24 protein-coding genes and 1 tRNA gene are annotated in these 19,939 nt (G+C 67.9%); 11 read left to right on the plus strand and 14 right to left on the minus strand.

Annotated elements, in window-relative coordinates:
• Positions 1 to 109 precede the first annotated feature (109 nt).
• Positions 110 to 244, plus strand: a complete 135-nt coding sequence (locus BLW27_RS06420; protein WP_089881098.1) for an aa3-type cytochrome c oxidase subunit IV — start codon at positions 110 to 112, stop codon at positions 242 to 244.
• Between the two features lie 23 nt (positions 245 to 267).
• Positions 268 to 894, plus strand: a complete 627-nt coding sequence (locus BLW27_RS06425) for a hypothetical protein (protein WP_245710797.1) — start codon at positions 268 to 270, stop codon at positions 892 to 894.
• Here the strand turns inward: BLW27_RS06425 and BLW27_RS06430 are convergent.
• Entirely contained in the window at positions 879 to 1,220 is a 342-nt protein-coding gene (locus BLW27_RS06430) for an AzlD domain-containing protein (protein WP_089881100.1), read from the minus strand. The two genes, BLW27_RS06425 and BLW27_RS06430, sit on opposite strands and share 16 nt — an antisense overlap.
• Positions 1,217 to 1,921 carry an AzlC family ABC transporter permease gene (locus BLW27_RS06435; protein WP_089881103.1) on the minus strand — a complete coding sequence of 235 codons (705 nt, stop codon included), beginning with the start codon at positions 1,919 to 1,921 and terminating at the stop codon, positions 1,217 to 1,219. Before BLW27_RS06435 ends, BLW27_RS06430 begins: the two co-directional genes overlap by 4 nt.
• 118 nt (positions 1,922 to 2,039) lie before the next feature.
• Between BLW27_RS06435 and BLW27_RS06440 the strand changes: the two genes are divergently transcribed.
• Entirely contained in the window at positions 2,040 to 2,519 is a 480-nt protein-coding gene (locus BLW27_RS06440; RefSeq protein WP_089881106.1) for a glycosyltransferase family protein, read from the plus strand.
• On the opposite strand, the gene BLW27_RS06445 is transcribed toward BLW27_RS06440, so the two are convergent.
• Positions 2,516 to 3,532 (minus strand): hypothetical protein, encoded by a 1,017-nt coding sequence (locus BLW27_RS06445; RefSeq protein WP_089881109.1) that lies wholly within the window; start codon positions 3,530 to 3,532, stop codon positions 2,516 to 2,518. The two genes, BLW27_RS06440 and BLW27_RS06445, sit on opposite strands and share 4 nt — an antisense overlap.
• Before the next feature lie 8 nt (positions 3,533 to 3,540).
• Positions 3,541 to 4,011 (minus strand): transcription elongation factor GreA, encoded by a 471-nt coding sequence (gene greA, locus BLW27_RS06450; RefSeq protein ID WP_089881112.1) that lies wholly within the window; start codon positions 4,009 to 4,011, stop codon positions 3,541 to 3,543.
• A gap of 220 nt (positions 4,012 to 4,231) precedes the next feature.
• On the opposite strand from greA, the gene BLW27_RS06455 reads away from it, so the two are divergent.
• From BLW27_RS06455 to BLW27_RS06465, 3 genes are all read left to right on the plus strand, one after another.
• Positions 4,232 to 5,881, plus strand: a complete 1,650-nt coding sequence (locus BLW27_RS06455; RefSeq protein WP_089881116.1) for an electron transfer flavoprotein-ubiquinone oxidoreductase — start codon at positions 4,232 to 4,234, stop codon at positions 5,879 to 5,881.
• 94 nt (positions 5,882 to 5,975) lie between these two features.
• Positions 5,976 to 7,721 (plus strand): tetratricopeptide repeat protein, encoded by a 1,746-nt coding sequence (locus BLW27_RS06460; protein ID WP_089881120.1) that lies wholly within the window; start codon positions 5,976 to 5,978, stop codon positions 7,719 to 7,721.
• Entirely contained in the window at positions 7,711 to 8,520 is an 810-nt protein-coding gene (locus tag BLW27_RS06465) for a 4-(cytidine 5'-diphospho)-2-C-methyl-D-erythritol kinase (protein WP_089881123.1), read from the plus strand. Before BLW27_RS06460 ends, BLW27_RS06465 begins: the two co-directional genes overlap by 11 nt.
• Positions 8,521 to 8,638: 118 nt before the next feature.
• On the opposite strand, the gene BLW27_RS06470 is transcribed toward BLW27_RS06465, so the two are convergent.
• Positions 8,639 to 9,637, minus strand: a complete 999-nt coding sequence (locus BLW27_RS06470) for a polyprenyl synthetase family protein (RefSeq protein ID WP_089881125.1) — start codon at positions 9,635 to 9,637, stop codon at positions 8,639 to 8,641.
• 55 nt (positions 9,638 to 9,692) lie between these two features.
• On the opposite strand from BLW27_RS06470, the gene BLW27_RS06475 reads away from it, so the two are divergent.
• The 3 genes from BLW27_RS06475 to BLW27_RS06485 all read left to right on the plus strand — a co-directional run bounded on the left by BLW27_RS06475 (position 9,693) and on the right by BLW27_RS06485 (position 10,957).
• The gene (locus BLW27_RS06475) at positions 9,693 to 9,908 is read left to right on the plus strand and encodes a putative signal transducing protein (protein WP_089881129.1); all 216 of its coding nucleotides are present in this window, start codon (positions 9,693 to 9,695) and stop codon (positions 9,906 to 9,908) included.
• Positions 9,898 to 10,671 (plus strand): tRNA1(Val) (adenine(37)-N6)-methyltransferase, encoded by a 774-nt coding sequence (locus tag BLW27_RS06480; RefSeq protein ID WP_089881131.1) that lies wholly within the window; start codon positions 9,898 to 9,900, stop codon positions 10,669 to 10,671. Before BLW27_RS06475 ends, BLW27_RS06480 begins: the two co-directional genes overlap by 11 nt.
• 115 nt (positions 10,672 to 10,786) lie before the next feature.
• Entirely contained in the window at positions 10,787 to 10,957 is a 171-nt protein-coding gene (locus BLW27_RS06485; RefSeq protein WP_089881896.1) for a YdcH family protein, read from the plus strand.
• 175 nt (positions 10,958 to 11,132) lie between these two features.
• Here the strand turns inward: BLW27_RS06485 and BLW27_RS06490 are convergent, their stop codons facing one another.
• The 5 genes from BLW27_RS06490 to BLW27_RS06510 form a co-directional block, all read right to left on the minus strand.
• The gene (locus tag BLW27_RS06490; RefSeq protein ID WP_089881134.1) at positions 11,133 to 11,741 is read right to left on the minus strand and encodes an alpha/beta hydrolase; all 609 of its coding nucleotides are present in this window, start codon (positions 11,739 to 11,741) and stop codon (positions 11,133 to 11,135) included.
• Entirely contained in the window at positions 11,734 to 12,666 is a 933-nt protein-coding gene (locus tag BLW27_RS06495; protein ID WP_089881137.1) for a VOC family protein, read from the minus strand. Before BLW27_RS06495 ends, BLW27_RS06490 begins: the two co-directional genes overlap by 8 nt.
• A gap of 198 nt (positions 12,667 to 12,864) precedes the next feature.
• On the minus strand, positions 12,865 to 13,587 hold the full coding sequence (phbB, locus tag BLW27_RS06500; RefSeq protein WP_089881140.1) for an acetoacetyl-CoA reductase: 723 nt from the start codon (positions 13,585 to 13,587) through the stop codon (positions 12,865 to 12,867).
• A 139-nt stretch (positions 13,588 to 13,726) separates the two neighbouring features.
• Positions 13,727 to 14,902, minus strand: a complete 1,176-nt coding sequence (locus BLW27_RS06505) for an acetyl-CoA C-acetyltransferase (protein ID WP_089881143.1) — start codon at positions 14,900 to 14,902, stop codon at positions 13,727 to 13,729.
• Positions 14,903 to 15,025: 123 nt separating this feature from the next.
• Entirely contained in the window at positions 15,026 to 15,847 is an 822-nt protein-coding gene (locus tag BLW27_RS06510) for an EAL domain-containing protein (RefSeq protein ID WP_245710798.1), read from the minus strand.
• A gap of 266 nt (positions 15,848 to 16,113) precedes the next feature.
• Between BLW27_RS06510 and rpsD the strand changes: the two genes are divergently transcribed.
• Positions 16,114 to 16,734, plus strand: coding sequence for a 30S ribosomal protein S4 (rpsD, locus tag BLW27_RS06515; protein ID WP_089881147.1), 621 nt, complete (start codon positions 16,114 to 16,116; stop codon positions 16,732 to 16,734).
• A 187-nt stretch (positions 16,735 to 16,921) separates the two neighbouring features.
• On the opposite strand, the gene BLW27_RS06520 is transcribed toward rpsD, so the two are convergent.
• A complete protein-coding gene (locus BLW27_RS06520; protein WP_089881149.1) occupies positions 16,922 to 17,140 on the minus strand; it encodes a DUF1127 domain-containing protein in 219 nt (72 codons plus the stop codon).
• 199 nt (positions 17,141 to 17,339) lie between these two features.
• Positions 17,340 to 18,365 (minus strand): LacI family DNA-binding transcriptional regulator, encoded by a 1,026-nt coding sequence (locus BLW27_RS06525; protein WP_089881151.1) that lies wholly within the window; start codon positions 18,363 to 18,365, stop codon positions 17,340 to 17,342.
• Between the two features lie 127 nt (positions 18,366 to 18,492).
• Here BLW27_RS06525 and BLW27_RS06530 point away from each other — a divergent pair.
• Positions 18,493 to 18,569, plus strand: a tRNA-Arg gene (locus BLW27_RS06530).
• Between the two features lie 8 nt (positions 18,570 to 18,577).
• Here the strand turns inward: BLW27_RS06530 and BLW27_RS06535 are convergent.
• Positions 18,578 to 19,687, minus strand: a complete 1,110-nt coding sequence (locus BLW27_RS06535; RefSeq protein ID WP_089881155.1) for a tyrosine-type recombinase/integrase — start codon at positions 19,685 to 19,687, stop codon at positions 18,578 to 18,580.
• Positions 19,684 to 19,875, minus strand: coding sequence for a hypothetical protein (locus BLW27_RS06540; RefSeq protein ID WP_089881158.1), 192 nt, complete (start codon positions 19,873 to 19,875; stop codon positions 19,684 to 19,686). The genes BLW27_RS06535 and BLW27_RS06540 overlap by 4 nt, the downstream gene beginning before the upstream one ends.
• Between the last annotated feature and the right edge of the window lie 64 nt (positions 19,876 to 19,939).

The following is a 19,939-nucleotide window of genomic DNA, read 5'->3' on the forward strand; positions in this document are numbered from 1 at the left end:
GCCGGCCACAGGGCGCGCCGACCGCGACAATTCTGCGCTATTGCCGGCGGTGACAGCGCGTGACAAATGCGCTAGCACGCCTCGACACGTAACGAACGGGAACACCGACATGGCCGAACACAAGCACGGTTCGATGGACATCACGCAGCATCAGAAGACCTTCGAAGGGTTCATGCGCTACGTGGTGCGCACCTCGATCGCGATCATCGTCGTGCTGCTCTTCCTGGCCCTCTTCGGGGCCTGATGGTCCTGCCCGTGCAGGCGCCGATGACGGCGCTCCGCGTCGCGGCGGCGGTGTGCCTGCTTGCCGCGCTCGGAGCCTGCGCCAACATCGACAGCGGCCCCAACCACTCGCCCGAGGAAGTGGCCCGCGCGGCCTATCGCGATGACGGCCCGGCCGAGCTGACGCTCTACACGATGGTCGACAACAACACGGGCAGCGGCGCGCATACCTCGCTGCTGATCAACGCTCCTTCGCAGCGGGTGATCTTCGACCCCTCGGGGTCGGTCGACATGCCGTCCGCGCCGGAAATCGACGACGTGCTGTACGGCATCACGCCCAAGGTGCGCGAGATCTACGAAAGCGCCCATGCCCGCAACACCTACCGCGTGCGCATCCAGACGGTGTTGGTGCCCTCCGGCGTGGCCGACCGCGCCATGCGCCTGGCTCAGGCGAACGGACCCGTCGGCGCCACGCAATGCACCAGCGCCACCGCGCGCATCCTGCGCCAGTTGCCGGGCTTCGAGAGCGTCGGCAGCACGCTGTTCCCCAACACGCTCGCCAACCGCTTCGCCCGCCTGCCGGGCGTGCAGGAACGCGTGCTGCGCGAGGACGATTCCGACGACAAGGCGCGCGCCATCGCCGCGCTGGAAGCGGCTCAGCCGAACCAGTAGCTTCCGGCCACCAGGATCAACGCGCCCGACGCCATTCCCGCCAGGACGTTCTTCCAGACATAGGCCACGCCCAGCGTGACGAAGGCGGCGGCCAGCCGCACCGGGTCGGGCTCGCCGCCCGTGGCGCGCGGCCACAGCACCAGCGGCGCGACCAGCGCCGGCAGCACCGACACCGCGGTGTAGCGCAGGTGGCGCAGCAGCCAGTCGGGCAGCGGCCGGTCGCCGATCAGCCCCAGGAAGACGAAGCGCAGCCCGAACGACCCCGCTCCCAGCGCCAGGATCACGAACCACAGCGTGGCCGTGTCGATGCCCGTCCCGGTGCTCATTCGAAATACCCCCGGCGCTCGGCCTCGGCGCCCGCCATCATGCCCAGCAGCGCCGAGACGATGAGGCCCAGGTTGTACGGCATCCAGGCCAGCGACAGCGCGGCCACGATGGCCACCAGCGCCGCGATCCGGTGCGCGGTGGTGCGCAGCGCCGGGCCGATCATCGCCAGGAAGGCGATCGGCAGCACGAAGTCGAGGCCCATGTTCGTCGGGATGGATTCCCCCGCCAGGGCGCCCACCACCGTCGCGACGTACCACGGCAGGCAGATCGGCGTCAGCACGCCCAGGAAATAGGCCCACTTCTCGGTCAGGCTCTGATCGGGCCGCGCCTCGTAATCGATGAGCGAGGCGGCATAGGTCTGGTCGACCAGGAAGTAGGCGACCACGATCCGCTTCCACAGCGGCAGGCGGCCCAAATGTGGCGTGATCGAGGCGGAATACATCGCCATTCGCAGGTTCACCGCCAGCGCCGAGGCCAGCACCACGATCACCGGCGCGTTGTCGGTCATCAGCTGCAGCGCTGTGAACTGCGCCGCACCGGCGATCACCACGACCGAGAAGGACAGCGTCTCGAACACGTTCAGCCCGGCCTCGGTCGCCAGCACGCCGAACAGCATGGCGAAGGGAACCACCACGGCCAGGAACGGCAACCCGTCCCGCACGCCCCGGGCGAAGCCGGTCTTCACTTCCTGCGATGCCATCTGTAGACCCGATCCTGCGCCCGGTTTCCGGCCGGATGTCCACCCGGTGCGCGATCCGTAGGCCAGCCCGGGGGAAAGTGCAAATGTCCGTGACCGCCCCGCGCCGCAGCCACCGCCGATGATCCCGCCGGCCGGCCTCGTGCTGGACGCGGCGGGCGACGTCGATGCCGTCTGCGCGGCGCTCGCGCCACAGGTCAGCGTGCTCGCGGTCCATTCGAACGCGGACGTGGACACGACGCTTCCGGTGCTGCGCGACCTTTACCCCGAACGTCCGGGCCTTCTGGCCGGCGTGCTGGCCGGGCTCGAATGGGCCGCCGCGCAAGGGTTCGAGCAGCTGGTCACCGTTCCCGCCGATGCGCAGGTGCCGCCCGATCTCGTGGCACGGCTTCAGGACGCGGCGGCGCAGGCCGGCCCGGTGCCAATCGTCGCCTCGACCGGGGCAGGGCGCGTGGTCGCGATCGCGCTCTGGCCGGTGATCCGCACCGAACGCATCCGCAGCGCGCTTGCCACGGGCCAGCGGGATGCATCGGCGGTGATCGACGCGCTGGGCGGGGTCGAGCTTGCCCTTGGGGACCTGCCGCCTGCGCCGGAGGCCTAGTCGAAGGTTCCGGCCACCCGGCCCAGCAGCATGAAGGCGCGCGCGGTTCGCGTGGCGGCAAAGTCGTTGATCTCGGAATCGCTGGCCTGCGGCTCGAACGCGGCGAAGGTCTTGTCGAAGCGGCGCAGGAAGTGATGAACCGCGTCGCGGAAGATCGGGTCCTGCTTCATCCGGCCGGCCGTCATCGCCAGCGCAGCGCGGTCATGGACGCCCCCCAGCGCCGCGACGGCACGCCCGCGCGCGCCCTGGCCGAAGGCGCGCCACGTCTCGGGGCGCGCCATGTCGGGGCGCAGGTCGTCCATGTAGATGCCGTCCTGGCTCAGCAGGGTCAGCACGTCCTGCGCGGCCTGGATCAGGTGCGCCGCCTGCCGGTCGCGCAGCGCGCGGCGCAGCGCGGCGAAGCCCTCGGTATCCTCGGCCGTCTCGGGGAAATGCAGCGCGCGGATGAAATCGGCGTTCGACAGGCGCGACTGCGCCTCGGGCGGGGTGCCAAGCGACAGCGCCTGCTGGTCGTCGTCCGCCGCCTCCGGCTCGGCCACCGGGTCCAGCGCCAGCCCGCCCTCGGCGATATGGGCCGAGGCGAACAGCGTCAGCCGCGCGTCCATCGCGGCCTGCGCGCGGGCGATCTCGTCCAGCCGCTTCGCCAGCGCGGGGTTCAGCGCTTCGGTCCGGCCGGTCTGCTGCTGCACCACGTAGGCCTGCCGCAGCGCGTCGATCGCGGCCCCCAGGCGGGCGCTTTCGGTCCGCACCGTGCGCGCCGCGCGCGCCGCCAGCACCGAGACCCAGATCAGCGCCACCGGCAGCACGATCACCATCAGCCCCAGCACGAAGCCGGCGGCGCCGGGGATGCCGGTTCCGACCATCAGCACGTAACCCGCCGACAGCGCCACCCACAGCGCCGATGCGACCGCGCCGACCACCTCGATCCCCGTCACGCCCTGCGGCGGCGCGGGATCGTAAAGGCCGGGCGCGCGGCCGCGGGACCGGTCGCCGTTCTGGGGCTTGTCGGACATGGCCAGCCCTACTTGTATTCGATCGACAGGATCTCGTAGCTCTTCTCGCCGCCCGGGGTGCGCACCTCGACGCTGTCGCCCTCGTCCTTGCCGATCAGCGCGCGGGCGATGGGCGACTTCACGTTCAGCTTGCCCTTGTCGATGTTGGCCTCGTACTCGCCGACGATCTGCCAGGTCTTTTCCTCGTCGGTGTCCTCGTCCACGACGCGGACGGTGGCGCCGAACTTGACCGGGCCGGACAGCTTCGTGGGGTCGATCACGTCCGCAAGGCTCAGCACGCCTTCCAGCTCCTTGATGCGCCCCTCGATGAAGCCCTGCTTCTCGCGGGCCGAGTGATACTCGGCGTTCTCCTTCAGGTCGCCCAGCTCGCGCGCCTCGGCGATGGCCTGGATCACCGAGGGCCGTTCCACGGACTTGAGGTGCTTCAACTCGGCTTCGAGCGCGGCGAACCCGGCACGCGTCATCGGCATCTTTTCCATCGGACTCCGCTCCCGTCGTCGTAAACGCACGAAACCCGCGGCCGGAGGTCCGGCGCGGTTTGGCCGGACTCTGTTCACAAGGCCCGGGCGGTTGCAAGGGCACAAGCGCGGCCGGCAAGGCCCTGCCGCGCATGCCGTAACGCCGTGTCGCGATTGCTCCCAGCGCGCGCCCGCGCTACCTACGCATATCAAGTGGATCACAAACGCCGGGAGGCTGCGGATGAGCGCACCGACACGTGAATCGATGGAATACGACGTGGTGATCGTCGGCGGCGGGCCGGCCGGCCTGTCGGCGGCGATCAGGCTCAAGCAGCTGGACCCCGACCTGTCCGTCGTCCTGCTGGAAAAAGGCTCCGAGATCGGCGCGCACATCTTCTCGGGCGCGGTGCTGGATCCCTGCGGGCTGGATGCGCTGATCCCCGACTGGAAGGAAAAGGGTGCGCCGCTGACCGTGCCCGTGACCGACGACAGCTTCTACATGCTGGGCGAGGGCGGCAAGATGCGCATCCCCAACTGGCCGATGCCGAAGCTGATGAACAACCACGGCAACTACGTGGTCTCGATGGGCAACGTCTGCCGCTGGATGGCCGAGCAGGCCGAGGCGCTGGGCGTCGAGGTCTTCGCCGGCATGTCGTGTTCCGAACTGGTCTATGACGGCGACCGGGTGAAGGGCGTCGTCGCCGGCGAATTCGGCCGCAACGCCGACGGCACCGAGGGGCCGGGCTACGAGCCGGGCATGGAGCTGCACGGCAAGTACGTCTTCCTCGGCGAGGGCGTGCGCGGCAGCCTGACGAAAGAGGTCATGGCGAAATACGACCTGTCCAAGGGGCACGAGCCGCAGAAATTCGGCCTCGGGATGAAGGAGCTGTGGGAGATCGACCCCGACAAGCACAAGCCCGGCAGCGTCACCCACACGATGGGCTGGCCGCTGAACGGCAATGCCGGCGGCGGGTCGTTCATCTACCACCTGGACAACAACCAGGTCTACGTGGGCTTCGTGGTGCACCTGAACTACGAGAACCCGCACCTCTATCCCTACATGGAATTCCAGCGCTTCAAGCACCACCCGCTGGTGGCCGAGCTGCTGAAGGGCGGCAAGCGCATCGCCTACGGCGCCCGCGCCATTTCCGAAGGCGGCTACCAGTCGATGCCCAAGATGGTGGCACCCGGCGTGGCGATCCTCGGCTGCGGCGTGGGCATGGTCAACGTGCCGCGCATCAAGGGCAACCACAACGCCATGCTGTCGGGCAAGGCCGCGGCCGAGGCCGCCCATGCCGCGCTGAGCGCGGGCCGCGAGGGCGACGAGCTGAGCGATTACGAGACCGAGGTGCGCAACGGCGCCATCGGCCAGGACCTCAAGCGCGTCCGCAACGTGAAACCGCTCTGGTCGAAATACGGCCTGACCGCGTCGCTGGCGCTGGGCGGCCTCGACATGTGGACCAACTCGCTGTTCAACGGGTCGCTCTTCGGCACGATGAAGCACGGCAAGACCGACGCCGAATCCACCGGCAAGGCGGCCGACTTCAAGCCGATCGACTACCCCAAGCCCGACGGCACGCTGTCCTTCGACCGCCTGACCAACGTCAGCTATTCCTTCACCAACCACGAGGAAAGCCAGCCGGCGCACCTCAAGCTGAAGGACCCGGACCTGCCGGTGGCGGTAAACCTGCCGGAGTATGGCGGACCCTCGGCCCGCTACTGCCCGGCCGGCGTCTACGAGTTTGTCACCGAAGAGGGCAAGGATCCGCGCTTCGTGATCAACTTCCAGAACTGCGTGCACTGCAAGACCTGCGACATCAAGGACCCGCGCCAGAACATCGTCTGGACGGTCCCGCAGGGCGGCGACGGGCCGAACTACCCGAACATGTGACCGCAGCGTGCGGCCCGGCGCGATTGTCAAGCGGCGGCCGCGCGCATACGATCGCGCACGCGACACCAAGCGCAGGAGGACACGCGTGCCAACCATGAGACAGACGATCCGGGCGGGGCTTCTGGCGTTCTGCGCGCTGGGCGCGATCGGACCCGCCGCGGCGGCGGCCAACGGTCTGGCCGGCGATTACCTCGCCGCGCGGCAGGCCAGCTTCACCGGCGACCTCGCGGCGGCGGCCGAATATTACGGCCGTGCCGTGGACAACGACCCGTCGAACCTGTCGCTGCTGGAACGCGCGGTGCTGGCCAACGTCTCGCTCGGCCGCTTCGACGCGGCGGCGGAACGGGCCGACCAGCTGACCGGACAGGGCGGGCAAAGCCAGCTGGCGCAGATGGCGCAGGTCGCGCGCGACGCCCAGTCCGAGAATTACAGCGCCGTCCTGATGGCCATCGATGAGGGCCGCGGCTTGGGCCCGCTGGCCGACGGTCTGATCGAGGCCTGGGCGCAGCTGGGCCAGGGCGACATGTCGGCGGCGCTGGTGGCGTTCGACGACGTCTCGGCCCAGCAGGGCCTGTCGGCCTTCGCGGGCTACCACAAGGCGCTCGCGCTGGCATCGGTCGGCGATTTCGAAAGCGCCGAGGCGATCTTCGGCGCCGGCGGCGCGGGCGGCATGGCCAACACCCGGCGCGGCATCATGGCCCGGTCCGAGATCCTGTCGCAGCTCGACCGGTTCGACCAGGCGCTGGGCCTCATAGACGAGACCTTCGAGGGCGATCTGGATCCCGCGCTGGCCGAGATGCGTGCGCGCCTGGCCGCGAAGGAGAAGATTCCCTTCACGCATGTCCGCTCTGCCCGCGACGGCATGGCCGAGGTGTTCTACACGCTCGCCGGCGCGCTCGCCGGCGAGGAGAACGCCGACCTGACCCTGATCTACGCGCGTGTCGCCAACCACCTGCGCCCCGATCACGTCGACGCCATGCTGCTGGCGGCCGAGCTGCTGGAAAGCCTCGGCCAGTACGATCTCGCGATCGAGACCTACGCCGCCGTGCCGCCCGACCACCCGGTCTTCCACGCGGCCGAGCTTGGTCGCGCCGAGGCGCTGCGCCGGCAGGGCAGCATCGACGAGGCTATCGCCGTGCTCGACGCGCTGCGCGAAAGCCATGACGACATGGCGGTGGTGCATTCCACGCTGGCCGATCTCTACCGCGAGCAGGAGCGCTTCGTCTTGGCCTCCGACGCCTATACCGCAGCAATCGACCGGATCGACGAGATCGGCGAACGGCAGTGGTTCCTGTTCTACGCCCGCGCCATCTCCTACGAGCGTCAGGACATGTGGGAACAGGCCGAGGCCGATTTCCGCCGCGCGCTGGAACTCAACCCCGAGCAGCCGCAGGTGCTGAACTACCTCGGCTATTCGCTGGTCGAGAAGCAGCAGAAGCTGGACGAGGCGCTGGACATGATCGAACGGGCCGTCGCCGCGCGGCCCGACAGCGGCTACATCGTCGACAGCCTCGGCTGGGTGCTCTACCGCCTCGGCCGCTATGACGAGGCCGTGGGCCACATGGAGCGCGCGGCCGAGCTGATGCCCGTCGACCCGGTGGTCAACGACCACCTAGGCGACGTCTACTGGGCCGTTGGCCGCGAACTCGAGGCGGAATTCCAGTGGAAGCGCGCGCTGTCCTTCGTCGACTGGGAGGATGCCGCCGAAGAGGTCGATGCCGAGCGCATCCGCCGCAAGCTCGAGGTCGGGCTGGACCAGGTGCTGGTCGAAGAGGGCGCGCCGCCCCTGCGCATGGCGGGCGACGCGACCGGCGGCGACGCGGGCGAGGATGCCAACTGAGGCCTTCGCGCCGGCCAAGGTCAACCTGGCGCTGCACGTCACGGGCCGGCGGGACGACGGCTACCACCTGCTCGACTCGCTGGTGGCCTTCGCCGACATCGGCGACCGGATCGCCGTCGCCCACGCGCCCGAAACGCGCCTGACGGTCACCGGCCCCCGCGCGGGCGGCGTGCCGGCGGATGCGCGCAACCTGTGCTGGCGCGCGGCCGAACTGCACGGCACGCACGCCCACATCACGCTGGAAAAGCACCTGCCGGCGGCGGCCGGCATCGGCGGCGGATCGTCCGACGCCGCCGCCACGCTGCGCGCGCTCGAGGCCCTGACCGGCCGAGGTACGGATTTCGACCCGCTCGTCCTCGGCGCCGACCTGCCGGTCTGCCTGTACGCCCGCGCCGCCCGCATGCAGGGCATCGGCGAGGCGCTGACCCCGCTGGACCTGCCGCCGCTGCCGGCGGTGCTGGTCAACCCCGGCGTCGAGGTGCCCACCGGCCCGGTCTTCGCTGCGCTGCCGTCGCGGGAAAACCCGCCGATGACCGACATGCCGGTCGCGCGCGACCGGCAGACGTTCCTCGGCTGGCTCGCCGCGCAGCGCAACGATCTGCAGGCCCCTGCCATCGGCCTGCAGCCGGTCATCGCGCAGGTGATCGACGCGCTGCGCGACGCCGATCTCGCGCGGATGTCCGGCTCGGGCGCCACCTGTTTCGGCCTTTATCCGGTCCAAGGCGCCGCCGAGCGCGCAGCCGGCCGCATCGCCGCCCGCCATCCCGGTTGGTGGACTGCCGCCTGCACCCTGGGCTAGGGCGTCTTCCGTTCCAGGGTTGCCTGGGGCTGGATCGCTCCGCACGCGCGAGAGCAGCAGAGCTCACCGCAACGCTTAACGGTGCGTCTCGGTGCAAGCCCGACCACGCCCCGGATGGTCAGTGGACGCGCGCGACCACGTAATCGGCCAGGTCGATCAGCAGGTCCCGGATCTCGCCCTCGGGCAGGCGGCCCATCGCCTCCTTGGCGCGCGCCGACCAGCTCAGCGCCTCGGCCCGCGTCGCTTCCAGCGCGCCGTGCTTGTCCATCAGCGCGATCGCGTGGGGCAGGTCGTCGTCGCGCTGCTCGCCCTTCTCGATCACCCGCACCCAGAACGCGCGCTCGGTCTCGTCGGCATGGGCCACGGCCTTGATCACCGGCAGGGTCAGCTTGCGCTCGCGGAAATCGTCGCCGACGTTCTTGCCCGTCGCGTCCGAGCCCCAGTAATCCAGCAGGTCGTCGACGATCTGGAAGGCGATCCCCAGCGCGTCGCCGTAGTCGAACAGCGTGCGCACCTCGTCCTCGGGGCGGTCGGCGATCACGCCGCCCACTTCCGTCGCGGCCGAGAACAGCGCCGCCGTCTTGCCGCGCACCACCTGACGGTAGATGTCCTCGGTCGTGGACAGGTTCTGCGCCGCCGTCAGCTGCAGCACCTCGCCCTCGGCGATCGTGGCCGCCGCGTCCGACAGGATGCGCAGCACGCGCAGGTTGCCGGTCTCGGTCATCAGCTGGAAGCTGCGCGCGAACAGGTAGTCGCCCACCAGCACGCTCGACTTGTTGTCCCACAGCAGGTTCGCCGTCGGCCGCCCGCGCCGCTGGCCGCTTTCGTCCACCACGTCGTCGTGCAGCAGCGTCGCGGTGTGGATAAACTCGACCGTCGCGGCGAGATGCACGTGGTACGGCCCCTCGTAGCCGCACAGCCGCGCCGCCGCCAGCGTCAGCATCGGGCGCAGCCGCTTGCCGCCGGCCTCGACCAGGTGCGCCGTCACCTCGGGGATGCGCGGCGCGTGGCGCGAGGCCATGCGCTCGCGGATTACCGCGTTCACGGCGGTCATCTCGGTGTCCAGCAGTGCTGCCAGGCGGTCATGCGGCTTTGCGCGCGGGTCGTCCAAACTCATCCTGCCCCCCAACGAAGGCTCGACAATCGCCGGGCCCTGATCCTACATCCAACCCATGGAAGAGCTCTTGCGCACCAACGACATAACGCTGATCCCGTACGCCAGAAGCCTTCTGGACGCCGAGGGTATAGACAGCTTCGAGTTCGACGTAAACATGAGCGTCCTCGAAGGGTCGATCGGCATATTGCCGCGCAGGCTGATGGTGCGGCGCGACCAGATCGACGGCGCCCGCCGCGTGCTGCGGCAGGCGGGCGTGCAGTTTGAGGCATGAACCCTTCGCCGACGAGGACCTGACCCGCGACGCGTTCCTGGGCGGGCGACTTCACATCCGCCAGCCGCGCGCCGGCTACCGCGCCGGGATCGACCCGGTGCTGCTGGCCGCCGCCATCCCCGCGCGGTCGGGCGAGACCGCGCTGGAGCTTGGCTGCGGCGCAGCACCCGCCCTGTGCTGCCTCGGGATCCGCGTGCCGGGCCTGACGCTGGCGGGCCTGGAACTACAGCCCGGTTATGCCCACCTCGCCCGCCGCAACCTGGCCGAAAACGCCCTCGTCGGCACGATCCTCACCGGCGACGTCACCGATCCGCCGGCAGACCTGCGCGCCATCGCCGCCGATCACGTCCTGATCAACCCGCCCTATTTCGAACCCGGCACCCGCAGCCCCGCCCCCGATCCGGGGCGCGAGATCGCGCTGGCCGGGCCCGCGCCGCTGGCCGCCTGGATCGACACCGCCGCGCGGCGGCTGAAGCCCGGCGGCACCTGCCATGTCGTGCTGCGGGCCGAGCGTCTGCCCGAGGCGCTGGCCGCCCTGGCCGCGCGCCTGGGCTCGATAGAGGCGCTGCCGCTGCTTCCGCGCGCAGGCCTGGCCCCGCGGCTGGTCCTGCTGCGCGCGCGCAAGGGCGGGCGCGCCGCGTTCCGCCTTCACGCCGGCCTCGTTCTGCACGAGGGCGATTCGCACGCGCGGGACGGCGACGATTACGCGCCCGCCGTCTCGGCCGTGCTGCGCAACGCTGAGGCGCTCAAATTTCCGGCGTGACACGGTAGGGTTGTCATCAATTCGCAGCAATCTTCCGCCGCATGATGCAGGCGCAGCGTGACAGAAACGGTTTCCTGTGGTGCACTGAAGATCTCGACACCATATGGAGGATACCATGAGCCTTAGTTCGCATGTCCAGGAACTGAAGCGGAAGCACCATTCGCTTTCGATGGCCGTGGAAGAGGCGCAGCGCGCGCCCAGTGTTGACGATTTGCATCTGTCCGACCTCAAGAAGCGCAAGTTGCGCCTGAAAGAGGAGATCACGCGGCTCACGCCTTCGGCGTGACAGGATCGCTGACGCCGAAGGCGTGATCGGGCCGGCCCGCATACGGGTCGCGCAGTATTGCCCCTGAGACGGGGGCCCCACGGGCCTTCAAAGGCCCCTCTCCCTCAGAAAGCGGTCGGACCGCGTCACGCTCGGCGCGGCCGACACGCCTTCCACCGGACAAGGCGGCGGCGCCTCAGCCCGCCATGAACCGCGCCAGCGCGTCGATTTCCGGCTGGGCGATCTCGTGCCCGCCCGGATGCCATTGCGCCGACACCTCGGATTCCTGCGCATCGAACCAGTCGATCAGTTCCTGCGTTTGCGGCGCCGGGCAGATCGGGTCGCGCTGCCCCGCCGTGATCAGCACCCGCGTGCCCTTCAGCCCCGGCTGCGGGTCCGGCGTCCACGGGATCAGCGCGTGCAGCAGCGCCATGTCCGTGAACAGCTCCGGGTGCCGGAACGCAACCGAGGCCATGATGTTCGCGCCGTTGGAATAGCCCAGCCCGATGACACGATCGGCCCCCACGCGCGCCTTGTGCGCGGCGATGAAGCCCGCCATGCGCGTCGTGCGCGTGGCCAGGTCCTCCATGTCGTAGATGCCTTCCGCCTTGCGGCGGAAGTAGCGCAGCGCGCCCATCTCCGACACATCGCCACGGACCGAGATCACGTGCGCCCCCGGCAGGACCTGCCGGGGAAAGTCGTGGAACTGCCGCTCGGACCCACCTGTGCCGTGGAAGGTGAAGACCAGCGGCGCGCCGGGCTCGCCTTTCGTTTCGGCGAAGGTGTAGTTCTGCAACTCAGTCATGGATCGGCTCCAGGTGCTGTTCCAGCGCCTCGCGCAGGTGTTCGTGCTGCCGGGGCAGGCGCAGCGCCTCGCCCAGATGCGCGGTATCCTCGTCGCGGTCGAAGCCGGGCTCGTTCGTGGCCACCTCGAACAGCACGCCGCCAGGCGTCTGGAAGTAGATCGCCCAGAAATAGTCTCGGTCGATCACCGGCGTCACTTGGTAGCCCGTGTCCATCAGCGCCTTGCGCACCTCCAGCTGTTTCTCGCGGTTGTCCACGCTGAAGGCCACGTGGTGCACGCTGCCCGCGCCCTGGCTGCCCGCGGGCGCGTCCACCTCGCTGATGTCGATCACCTGCGCGGCGTTCCCGTTCGGCACGCGGAACCGGGTGACGTTGCCTTGCGAATCCTCGCGTTCGTAGCCCATGAAGCCCAGCAGTTCCGCCGTGCCCGCCGCGCCCCGCGCGTTCAGCCGCATGTCGGTCGAGTGAAAGCCGCGAATCGCGGCCTCCTCCGGAACGCCGTTTCCGGTCCAGCCGGGCCGGTCGTCGTCCGTCTCCACCAGCGCGAAGCCGTCCCCATCGGGGCCGCGAAAGGCCAGAAAGTTCTCGCCAAAGCGGGTGCCTGTCTCGATTCCCGGCACTTCGAAGGTCGCCAGCCGCGCCTGCCAGTATGGCAGGGCGCCCTTAGGCACGATGAACGCGGTGGTCGACACCTCGCCCGCTCCCGACCGGCCGCGGCGCGCGCCGGTGAACGGGAAGTAGGTCATGACGGTGCCGGGCGTGCCCTGCTCGTCGCCGTAATAGAGGTGATAGACGTCGGGCGCGTCGAAGTTGACGGTCTTCTTGACCCGCCGCATCCCGAGCGTTTTCGTGAAGAAGTCGTTGTTGCCCTGCGCCCCGCTCGCGATCGAGGTCACGTGGTGCAGGCCGTTGATCTGTTTCAGCATGGCGCGTCTCCTATCCGTTGCAATGGATATAGAGCGCGCGCTGACGCAGAGAAACTGGTGCCCGCGCGCGGAATTGGTGCGCGCGTGCACAACTTCTCGGAGGCCGCCGCGCGGGCAAGGGTTACCAAGTCGTGAATCCGTCTCTGTAACCCATTGATTTCTCGTGCCCGCGGCCGTGTCCCATCGTGGGACACCCGATCAGGCGAAGAACTGCGCCCCGTTGGCCGAGATCGTCGACCCATTGATGAAGCCCGCATCGTCCGAGGCCAGGAAGGCCACGCAGCGGGCGATCTCCTCGGGCTCGCCCAGCCGCCCGGCCGGGATCTGGGCGATGATCGACTCGCGGACCTTCTCGGGCACCGCCATGACCATCTCGGTCGCGATGTAGCCCGGACAGATCGCGTTCGCCGTGATCCCCGCGCGCGCGCCCTCCTGGGCCAGGCTGCGCACGATGCCCAGATCGCCCGCCTTCGTCGCGGCATAATTGACCTGCGCGAACTGCCCCTTCTGCCCGTTGATCGACGAGATCACGATGACCCGCCCGAACTTCCGCTCGCGCATGCCCGGCCAGATCGGGTGAATCGTGTTGAAGACGCCCGTCAGGTTGGTGTCGATCACCTCTTTCCACTGCTCGGGCGTCATCTTGTGGAACGGCGCGTCGCGGGTGATGCCCGCGTTGGCGACGACAACCTCGATCGGCCCCAGATCCGCCTCGACCTTGGCGATCCCCTCTTTCGAGGCGTCGTAATCGGCCACGTTCCACTTGTAGGTCTTGATCCCGGTCTCTTCGGTGAATGCGGCGGCTTTTTCGTCGTTGCCGGCATAGGTCGCCGCGATCTGGTAGCCGTCCTCCTTCAGCCGCCTGGAAATCGCTTCGCCGATACCGCGGCTGCCGCCGGTGACAAGTGCAACACGTGCCATGTACTGTTCCTCCTCAGGTCATTGAAAACATTGCTAACGGTATTGCGTGTGTGGCGCAACAATGTTGCGCTGCAGCATTTGCGCGAGGCAAGGAAAAAGGGCGCCGAAGCGCCCTTTCATGCCGTGCAGTGCGATTGGGTTACGGGCGCTCCACGCAGAGCGCGACGCCCATCCCGCCGCCGATGCAAAGGGTGGCAAGGCCCTTTTTCGCGCCGCGGCGCTTCATTTCGAACAGCAAGGTGTTGAGAATCCGCGCGCCGGATGCGCCGATCGGATGGCCGATGGCGATGGCGCCGCCGTTCACGTTCACGATGGACGGATCCCAGCCCATGTCCTTGTTGACCGCGCAGGCCTGCGCGGCGAAGGCCTCGTTCGCCTCGACGAGGTCGAGATCCTCGACCTTCCAGCCAGCCTTTTCCAAAGCCTTGCGCGAGGCGTGGATCGGGCCGACGCCCATGATCGCCGGGTCGAGGCCCGCAGTCGCGTAGGAAGCGATGCGCGCGAGCGGCTCGATGCCGCGCTTCTCGGCCTCTTCGGCGGACATCAGCAGGGCGCCGGCGGCGCCGTCGTTGAGGCCGCTGGCGTTGGCGGCGGTCACGCTGCCGTCCTTGGCGAAGGCGGGGCGCAGTTTCTGCATGCCCTCAATGGTGGCGCCGTGACGGATGTATTCGTCCTTGTCGACGGTGATGTCGCCCTTGCGGGTCTTGACGACGAAGGGAACGATCTCGTCGTCGAAGCGGCCGGCCGTCTGCGCGGCCTCGGCCTTGTTCTGCGAGGCCAGCGCGAACTCGTCCTGCTGATCGCGGCTGATCTGCCATTGCTGGGCCACGTTCTCGGCGGTGTTGCCCATGTGGTAGCCGTTGAAGGCGTCCCACAACCCGTCGCGGATCATCGTGTCGATATATGTGACGTCGCCCATCTTGTGGCCGGCACGCAGATGCGCGGCGTGGGGCGACAGGGTCATGCTTTCCTGGCCGCCGGCGCAGACGATCTGCGCGTCGCCCAGCATGATGTGCTGCGCACCCAGTGCCACGGCCCGCAGGCCCGAGCCGCAGACCTGGTTGATGCCCCAGGCGGCCGATTCCTTGGGCAGGCCGGCGTTGATATGCGCCTGGCGCGCGGGGTTCTGGCCCTGTGCGGCGGTCAGCACCTGGCCCAGAATCGTCTCGGAAACGTCCGCCTTGTCGATGCCGGCGCGGGCGACCAGCTCTTCGAGCACGGCGGCGCCGAGGTCATGGGCGGGGGTGGTCGCGAAGGCGCCCCCGAAACTGCCCACGGCGGTCCGTGCGGCGCTTGCGATTACCACGTTCGTCATGCTGATCCCTCCAACGGTCGAGACACTTTGGTCGGCCTCGCCAGCAGGCGCAAGCGGCCGTCTCGGCCCGTGGGGTATCGCAGGCCGTGCCGACGCGACAAGAGGCGATGTGTCTCACCGTTCTCAGGCGGTCTGAAGGGCCTCCGATTCCCGCCATGGCGGCGTCACCCTGGGCGCGCCGTAGTGGAAGCCCTGAAGACAGGTCAGCCCCAGTTCCCGCAACACGATCGCATCCTCATGGCTTTCCACCGATTCGGCGACGGTGAACATGTCGAACTGGTCGGCGATGGAGACGATCGCCGCCACGAGAACCTGATTGTCGGGATCCCGGGCGATGTCGCGGGTAAATTGTCCGTCGATCTTCAACAGATCAAAGTAGAAGTCCTTGAAATGCCGCAGCGCGGTGTAGCCCGAGCCGAAATCGTCCATCGCGAAGGACACGCCCCGGCATTGCGTGGCGTTCATGAAGTCGATCAGAAGTTCCGGCACGATGATGGCCGAATGCTCGGTCACCTCGAGGATCAGCCGCTCCCCCACGGTCGGGTCGGCGTCCAGCCCCTGCTCCAGCGTCTCACGCCACTTCGAATAGCCGATCGACCGCGCCGACATGTTGATCGAAAGGCGCAGCGAGGGTTCGCGTCGCAGCTCGGACAATCCCTTTTGCAGCGCGATGCAGTCCAGTTGCCGGCCCAGTTCGGTGGTTTCGACCTCGTGAATGAAGTCGCGGGCCGGAATCACGCGGCCCGTTTCGTCCAGCACGCGCACTAGGCCTTCGTAGAAGGCGACCTTGTCCGGCGCCTGCGCCTGGACCACCGGCTGGAAGGCAAGCAGGACTTCGCGATACTCGATGGCGCGGCGCACCATGGCAAGGACGCCGGCATCCCGCCGGCTGACCGCGTAGTCGAGCGCGCTGTTCATTTCGGCCGGCACGTCCGCGCTGTGCATCAAAGAAACTCCCATACTTTCACCGTCACTGCGCGACAGTGCCATGCCCGGCTTAATGCGCGATTAAGCGCAGCGGGTCTGGCGGCAACTGCCCGCGCGCACTTGACTCGGGCAGGCTGCCGGGGCAAACGCCGCGCACTGGTGTTGGTGGCCCCCGCAAGGGGAAGCCTGTCAGTCCGGGTCGCCGGTTCTCCGGTCCGGGCAGAGGACAACGCCCTTCAACTCATGGTCGCCCCGCGCGGCCGCATCACGAAGGAGATCAGACGGTGACCAAACGCACCTCTGCCAAGTACAAGATCGACCGCCGCATGGGCGAGAACATCTGGGGCCGCCCCAAGTCGCCGGTCAACCGCCGCGAATACGGCCCCGGCCAGCACGGCCAGCGCCGCAAGGGCAAGCTGTCCGACTTCGGCATCCAGCTGCGCGCCAAGCAGAAGCTGAAGGGCCATTACGGCGACCTGACCGAAAAGCAGTTCCGCCGCATCTTCGCCGAGGCTGAGCGTGTGCGTGGCGATACCGGCGAGATCCTCATCGGTCTGCTCGAGAGCCGGCTTGACGCGGTGGTCTACCGCGCGAAGTTCGTCGCCACGATCTTCGCCGCGCGCCAGTTCGTGAACCACGGCCACATCCTGGTGAACGGCCAGCGCGTCAACATTCCGTCCTACCGCGTCAAGGAAGGCGACGTCATCGAAGTGCGCGAGAAGTCCAAGCAGATCGCCGCGGTGCTCGAGGCGACGCAACTGGCCGAGCGTGACGTGCCCGATTACCTCGAGGTCGACCACAACAAGATGACCGCGACCTTCACCCGCACCCCCGCGCTTTCGGACGTGCCCTACGCGGTGGTGATGGAACCGAACCTGGTCATCGAATTCTACGCCCAAAACTGATCCGGTCGCAGAAAGACCCGAAAGAAACGAGAAAGGGCCGTCCCGCCGGGGCGGCCTTTTTCATGGCCGGTGGCGCACGAATGGCGGGTTCTCATCACGAATCTCGGCCGCAAAAAGAAAAAGGCCGCGCCCGAAACGGATGCGGCCCTAGCGACGGCGCCACCGGCGCCGCGATCGGATCCTTGGATCAGACGTAGTACATGTCGCGGAACACGTGGCGCGCAATGTCTTCGCGCTTCAGACCGATGCGCGCCAGTTCGGCGTCGCTCATCGCGTTCAGGCGCTCGGCTTCGCGCATGCGCGAGTTGGACTCGGCGATCGCGGTCAAGAAGCTCAGGATCCTGTTGCCGAGACCGTGGAAGAAGCCGGCGGCGGAATGCGGTGCGGTGGTCGTAATGTGGGCCATGGTGCTGTCCTTGCTCTGTCTGCGTTGACGGACAGATATGCCGCAGTGCAGCGAAGCAGTAGGCCCATGCCCGAATACCCGCCTTTCGTCAGACGCATGGCGCCCGAACGGGCGCAAGCGTGGCGGTCAGGAGGCTTGCGCGGCCCGGTGCAGGCGCCGGACCTCGCTCGAAGCCAATCAGGATCGGGAATCGATGCCCCTAGCGCCGTTTCAGCGTGTCGCCGTAGGTGATCCGCGGGGTCAGCTCGACCACCTTTTCGATCGGGCTGTCGGGCTCTTCCACGCGCTGGGCGATGATCTGCGCCGCCTTGGTGCCGATCTCGGTCCGGCAGGCATCCATGGTGGCAATGGCGCGGGGAAGGCCGTCCAGCAATTCGACGCCGTTGAACCCCGCGAGGCCGATCCGGCCGGGGATGTCGATGCCTTGGTCCAGCAGTTCCAGAAGGCCACCGGCGGCGATCATGTCGTTGGAATAATACAGGAAGTCCAGCTCGGGCTCGCGTTTCAACATGGCGCGCGTCATCTCGCGCCCCTTGGCCAGCGCAGAACCGCCCGAGTAGAATTCCTGGTCGATCACCTCGACGCCCTCCTTGGCCAGCGCCTCGGTAAAACCCTCGAAGCGTTTGCGGGCGCGGTGGTCCAGCGGCATCTTCGTGCCCATGAAGCCGATGTTTCGGTAGCCCTGCTTGAGGATCGCGCGCGCCATCTCGCGCCCGGCGCGGCGATGGCTGATGCCCACCGCGCAGTCGATCGGCGTGCCGTCGGTGTCCATGATCTCGACCACCGGAATGCCGCTGGAGCGCAGCATCGCCTTGGACGCGTCGGAGTGTTCGAGCCCCGCGATGATGACGCCGGACGGGCGCCAGGACAGCATCTCGTACAGCACCCGCTCTTCCTTTTCCGGAAGGTAATCGGTGACGCCGACGACGGGCTGCAGGTCGGTCTGTTCCAGCACCGACGAGATGCCCGACATGACCTCGGGGAAGACCATGTTGCGCAGGCTGGGTATGACGACCGCCACCAGATTCACCCGCTGGCTTGCCAGCGCGCCGGCGATCTTGTTGGGCACGTAGCCGAGCGCCTTCGCCGCCTCGAGCACCTTCTCGCGCGTGGCGTCGCTGACATCGCCGCGATTGCGCAGCACGCGCGACACCGTCATCTCGGACACGCCGGACGCCTCGGAAACGTCGCGCAGGGTCAGCGGGCGGGGTTCATCAATGGACAACCGGGCATTCCTTTCTGGTTTGCGGCGATGTTATCGCAATCGACGGGACGCTCAAGCACGGCGCAGCGTCCGTTCCGCACGTGCAAGGGTGACAAGACCTTGCCGTCGCGCTAAGGACCGATCCAGTGGTCCCGTGGCTCAACTGGATAGAGCAGCCCCCTCCTAAGGGGCAGGTTGCAGGTTCGAATCCTGCCGGGATCGCCAATGCTCCATTATTTCCCTTTCTTTTCATGCTGTTGCATGGTGGTTTTGCCCAACCAATCGGATAGGTTGGACACATTCTGCGAGCCGTGGGCGAGCTTCATGCCCGCGGCCGCCAGTCTCCGACGCTGCGCCGCCTGCACGTACCGCAGAGCCTCGCGGGTGCTGCGGTGGGCGAGGAAGGCCATGATCTGGAGCTCGTTTGCACCCTTCTCGGCCAGGATCGTCGCGCCGCGCTTCCGAAGGCCGTGCGCGCGGCACTTGGCGGGAAGGCCGGCTGCCGTGCACTGGTCCGCAAACCAGTTGCCGAAGCTCTCCGGGGTGTAGGGCTTGCCGTCGCTGTGGGTCAGAAAGAGGCTCGACCCATGCGGTAGCTGGACGATCTCCGCGACCAATTCCGCCATGTAGATCAGCGGCAATTCTGTCTCTTGGCCCGTCTTGCCGCGCCGGTAGTAGATGTGATCGCCCTTGATGTTGTGCCGGCCCATGGCGCAAGCGTCCTGGCGGGCGGCTCCCGTCGCCAGCATCAGCTCGAACGCCAGCCGGGGCTTGGAACCAGTGGGATGCGCGTCCCGGAACTTCTGCACCTCGTCGTCGGTCCAGGTGTGGAAGCCGCCCTTGCGGGTTTTGTGCGGCTCCACCCCGCCCGTCGGGTTCGGGACGTTGTAGCCCAGCTTCTTCGCAGCGTAGTCGAAGATCTCCGAGATCTCCTTCAGCAGCCGATTGGCGGCGTCCGGCCCGCCCTTGCGGTCCATCAGGTTCTCTAGGTGGCGCGCTTCGAAGCTCGACAGACGGGCGGCGCCGATTAGTGAACGTATCCAGTCTAGGCGCTTGCCCTTGGCGTAGCGGGTTGAGGCGGAGAGGTCCTCCCGCCACTTCCGGCTGCCCTTCATGTGCGTGATGACGTGGTCGAAGGTGCCCCAATCGCCTGCGGTCTTTGGCGCTTCAGGAGCCGGGTTCAGCGCGGCCTCATAGGCGGCGCGAAACTCTGCGGAGCCGTAGCGGCCCGAAAGGTAGGTATCGATCTTGCGGCCCTTGATGCGCTTCCGGAGCCGCCAGTGCACTTTTCCGTGGCGGTCAACGTGGCGCGAGACGCCGGGGAAAGGGTTCTTGCGCGTCACTTGGAGATCCCCAGCATCTTGTCGAGGTCAGCCCCGTCTTGGACCGCGGCAGCTTCGAGCGTGTAGACGATGATCTTGCCGGTCGCCGGTTCGATCTCCGCACGCGCCACCGGAAGACCTGCCGCCATCATGCCCTTGCAGGCGCGGGTGAGATCGACTTGCTTAAAGGCGGTGCGGCGCTTGTTCATCTTCTGTCTCTTTGTCAGCTCGCCGTGGTGATAAGGTGCTCAGGTTTCACTCAGTTAAAAATTC

Origin of the sequence: Citreimonas salinaria, from assembly GCF_900107235.1 — a bacterium.
In the GTDB taxonomy this organism is placed as follows: domain Bacteria; phylum Pseudomonadota; class Alphaproteobacteria; order Rhodobacterales; family Rhodobacteraceae; genus Citreimonas; species Citreimonas salinaria.

Coding starts and splice junctions, on each gene's coding strand:
- greA (WP_089881112.1), bottom strand. CDS start 4,011: ATGGAAAAGATGCCGATGACGCGTGCCGGGTTCGCCGCGCTCGAAGCC.
- BLW27_RS06445 (WP_089881109.1), bottom strand. CDS start 3,532: ATGTCCGACAAGCCCCAGAACGGCGACCGGTCCCGCGGCCGCGCGCCC.
- BLW27_RS06425 (WP_245710797.1), top strand. CDS start 268: ATGACGGCGCTCCGCGTCGCGGCGGCGGTGTGCCTGCTTGCCGCGCTC.
- BLW27_RS06430 (WP_089881100.1), bottom strand. CDS start 1,220: ATGAGCACCGGGACGGGCATCGACACGGCCACGCTGTGGTTCGTGATC.
- BLW27_RS06540 (WP_089881158.1), bottom strand. CDS start 19,875: ATGAACAAGCGCCGCACCGCCTTTAAGCAAGTCGATCTCACCCGCGCC.
- BLW27_RS06495 (WP_089881137.1), bottom strand. CDS start 12,666: ATGCTGAAACAGATCAACGGCCTGCACCACGTGACCTCGATCGCGAGC.
- BLW27_RS06520 (WP_089881149.1), bottom strand. CDS start 17,140: ATGGCCCACATTACGACCACCGCACCGCATTCCGCCGCCGGCTTCTTC.
- BLW27_RS06420 (WP_089881098.1), top strand. CDS start 110: ATGGCCGAACACAAGCACGGTTCGATGGACATCACGCAGCATCAGAAG.
- BLW27_RS06465 (WP_089881123.1), top strand. CDS start 7,711: ATGCCAACTGAGGCCTTCGCGCCGGCCAAGGTCAACCTGGCGCTGCAC.
- BLW27_RS06475 (WP_089881129.1), top strand. CDS start 9,693: ATGGAAGAGCTCTTGCGCACCAACGACATAACGCTGATCCCGTACGCC.
- BLW27_RS06470 (WP_089881125.1), bottom strand. CDS start 9,637: ATGAGTTTGGACGACCCGCGCGCAAAGCCGCATGACCGCCTGGCAGCA.
- BLW27_RS06435 (WP_089881103.1), bottom strand. CDS start 1,921: ATGGCATCGCAGGAAGTGAAGACCGGCTTCGCCCGGGGCGTGCGGGAC.
- BLW27_RS06485 (WP_089881896.1), top strand. CDS start 10,787: ATGAGCCTTAGTTCGCATGTCCAGGAACTGAAGCGGAAGCACCATTCG.
- BLW27_RS06510 (WP_245710798.1), bottom strand. CDS start 15,847: ATGCACAGCGCGGACGTGCCGGCCGAAATGAACAGCGCGCTCGACTAC.
- BLW27_RS06455 (WP_089881116.1), top strand. CDS start 4,232: ATGAGCGCACCGACACGTGAATCGATGGAATACGACGTGGTGATCGTC.
- BLW27_RS06440 (WP_089881106.1), top strand. CDS start 2,040: ATGATCCCGCCGGCCGGCCTCGTGCTGGACGCGGCGGGCGACGTCGAT.
- BLW27_RS06490 (WP_089881134.1), bottom strand. CDS start 11,741: ATGACTGAGTTGCAGAACTACACCTTCGCCGAAACGAAAGGCGAGCCC.
- phbB (WP_089881140.1), bottom strand. CDS start 13,587: ATGGCACGTGTTGCACTTGTCACCGGCGGCAGCCGCGGTATCGGCGAA.
- BLW27_RS06505 (WP_089881143.1), bottom strand. CDS start 14,902: ATGACGAACGTGGTAATCGCAAGCGCCGCACGGACCGCCGTGGGCAGT.
- BLW27_RS06460 (WP_089881120.1), top strand. CDS start 5,976: ATGAGACAGACGATCCGGGCGGGGCTTCTGGCGTTCTGCGCGCTGGGC.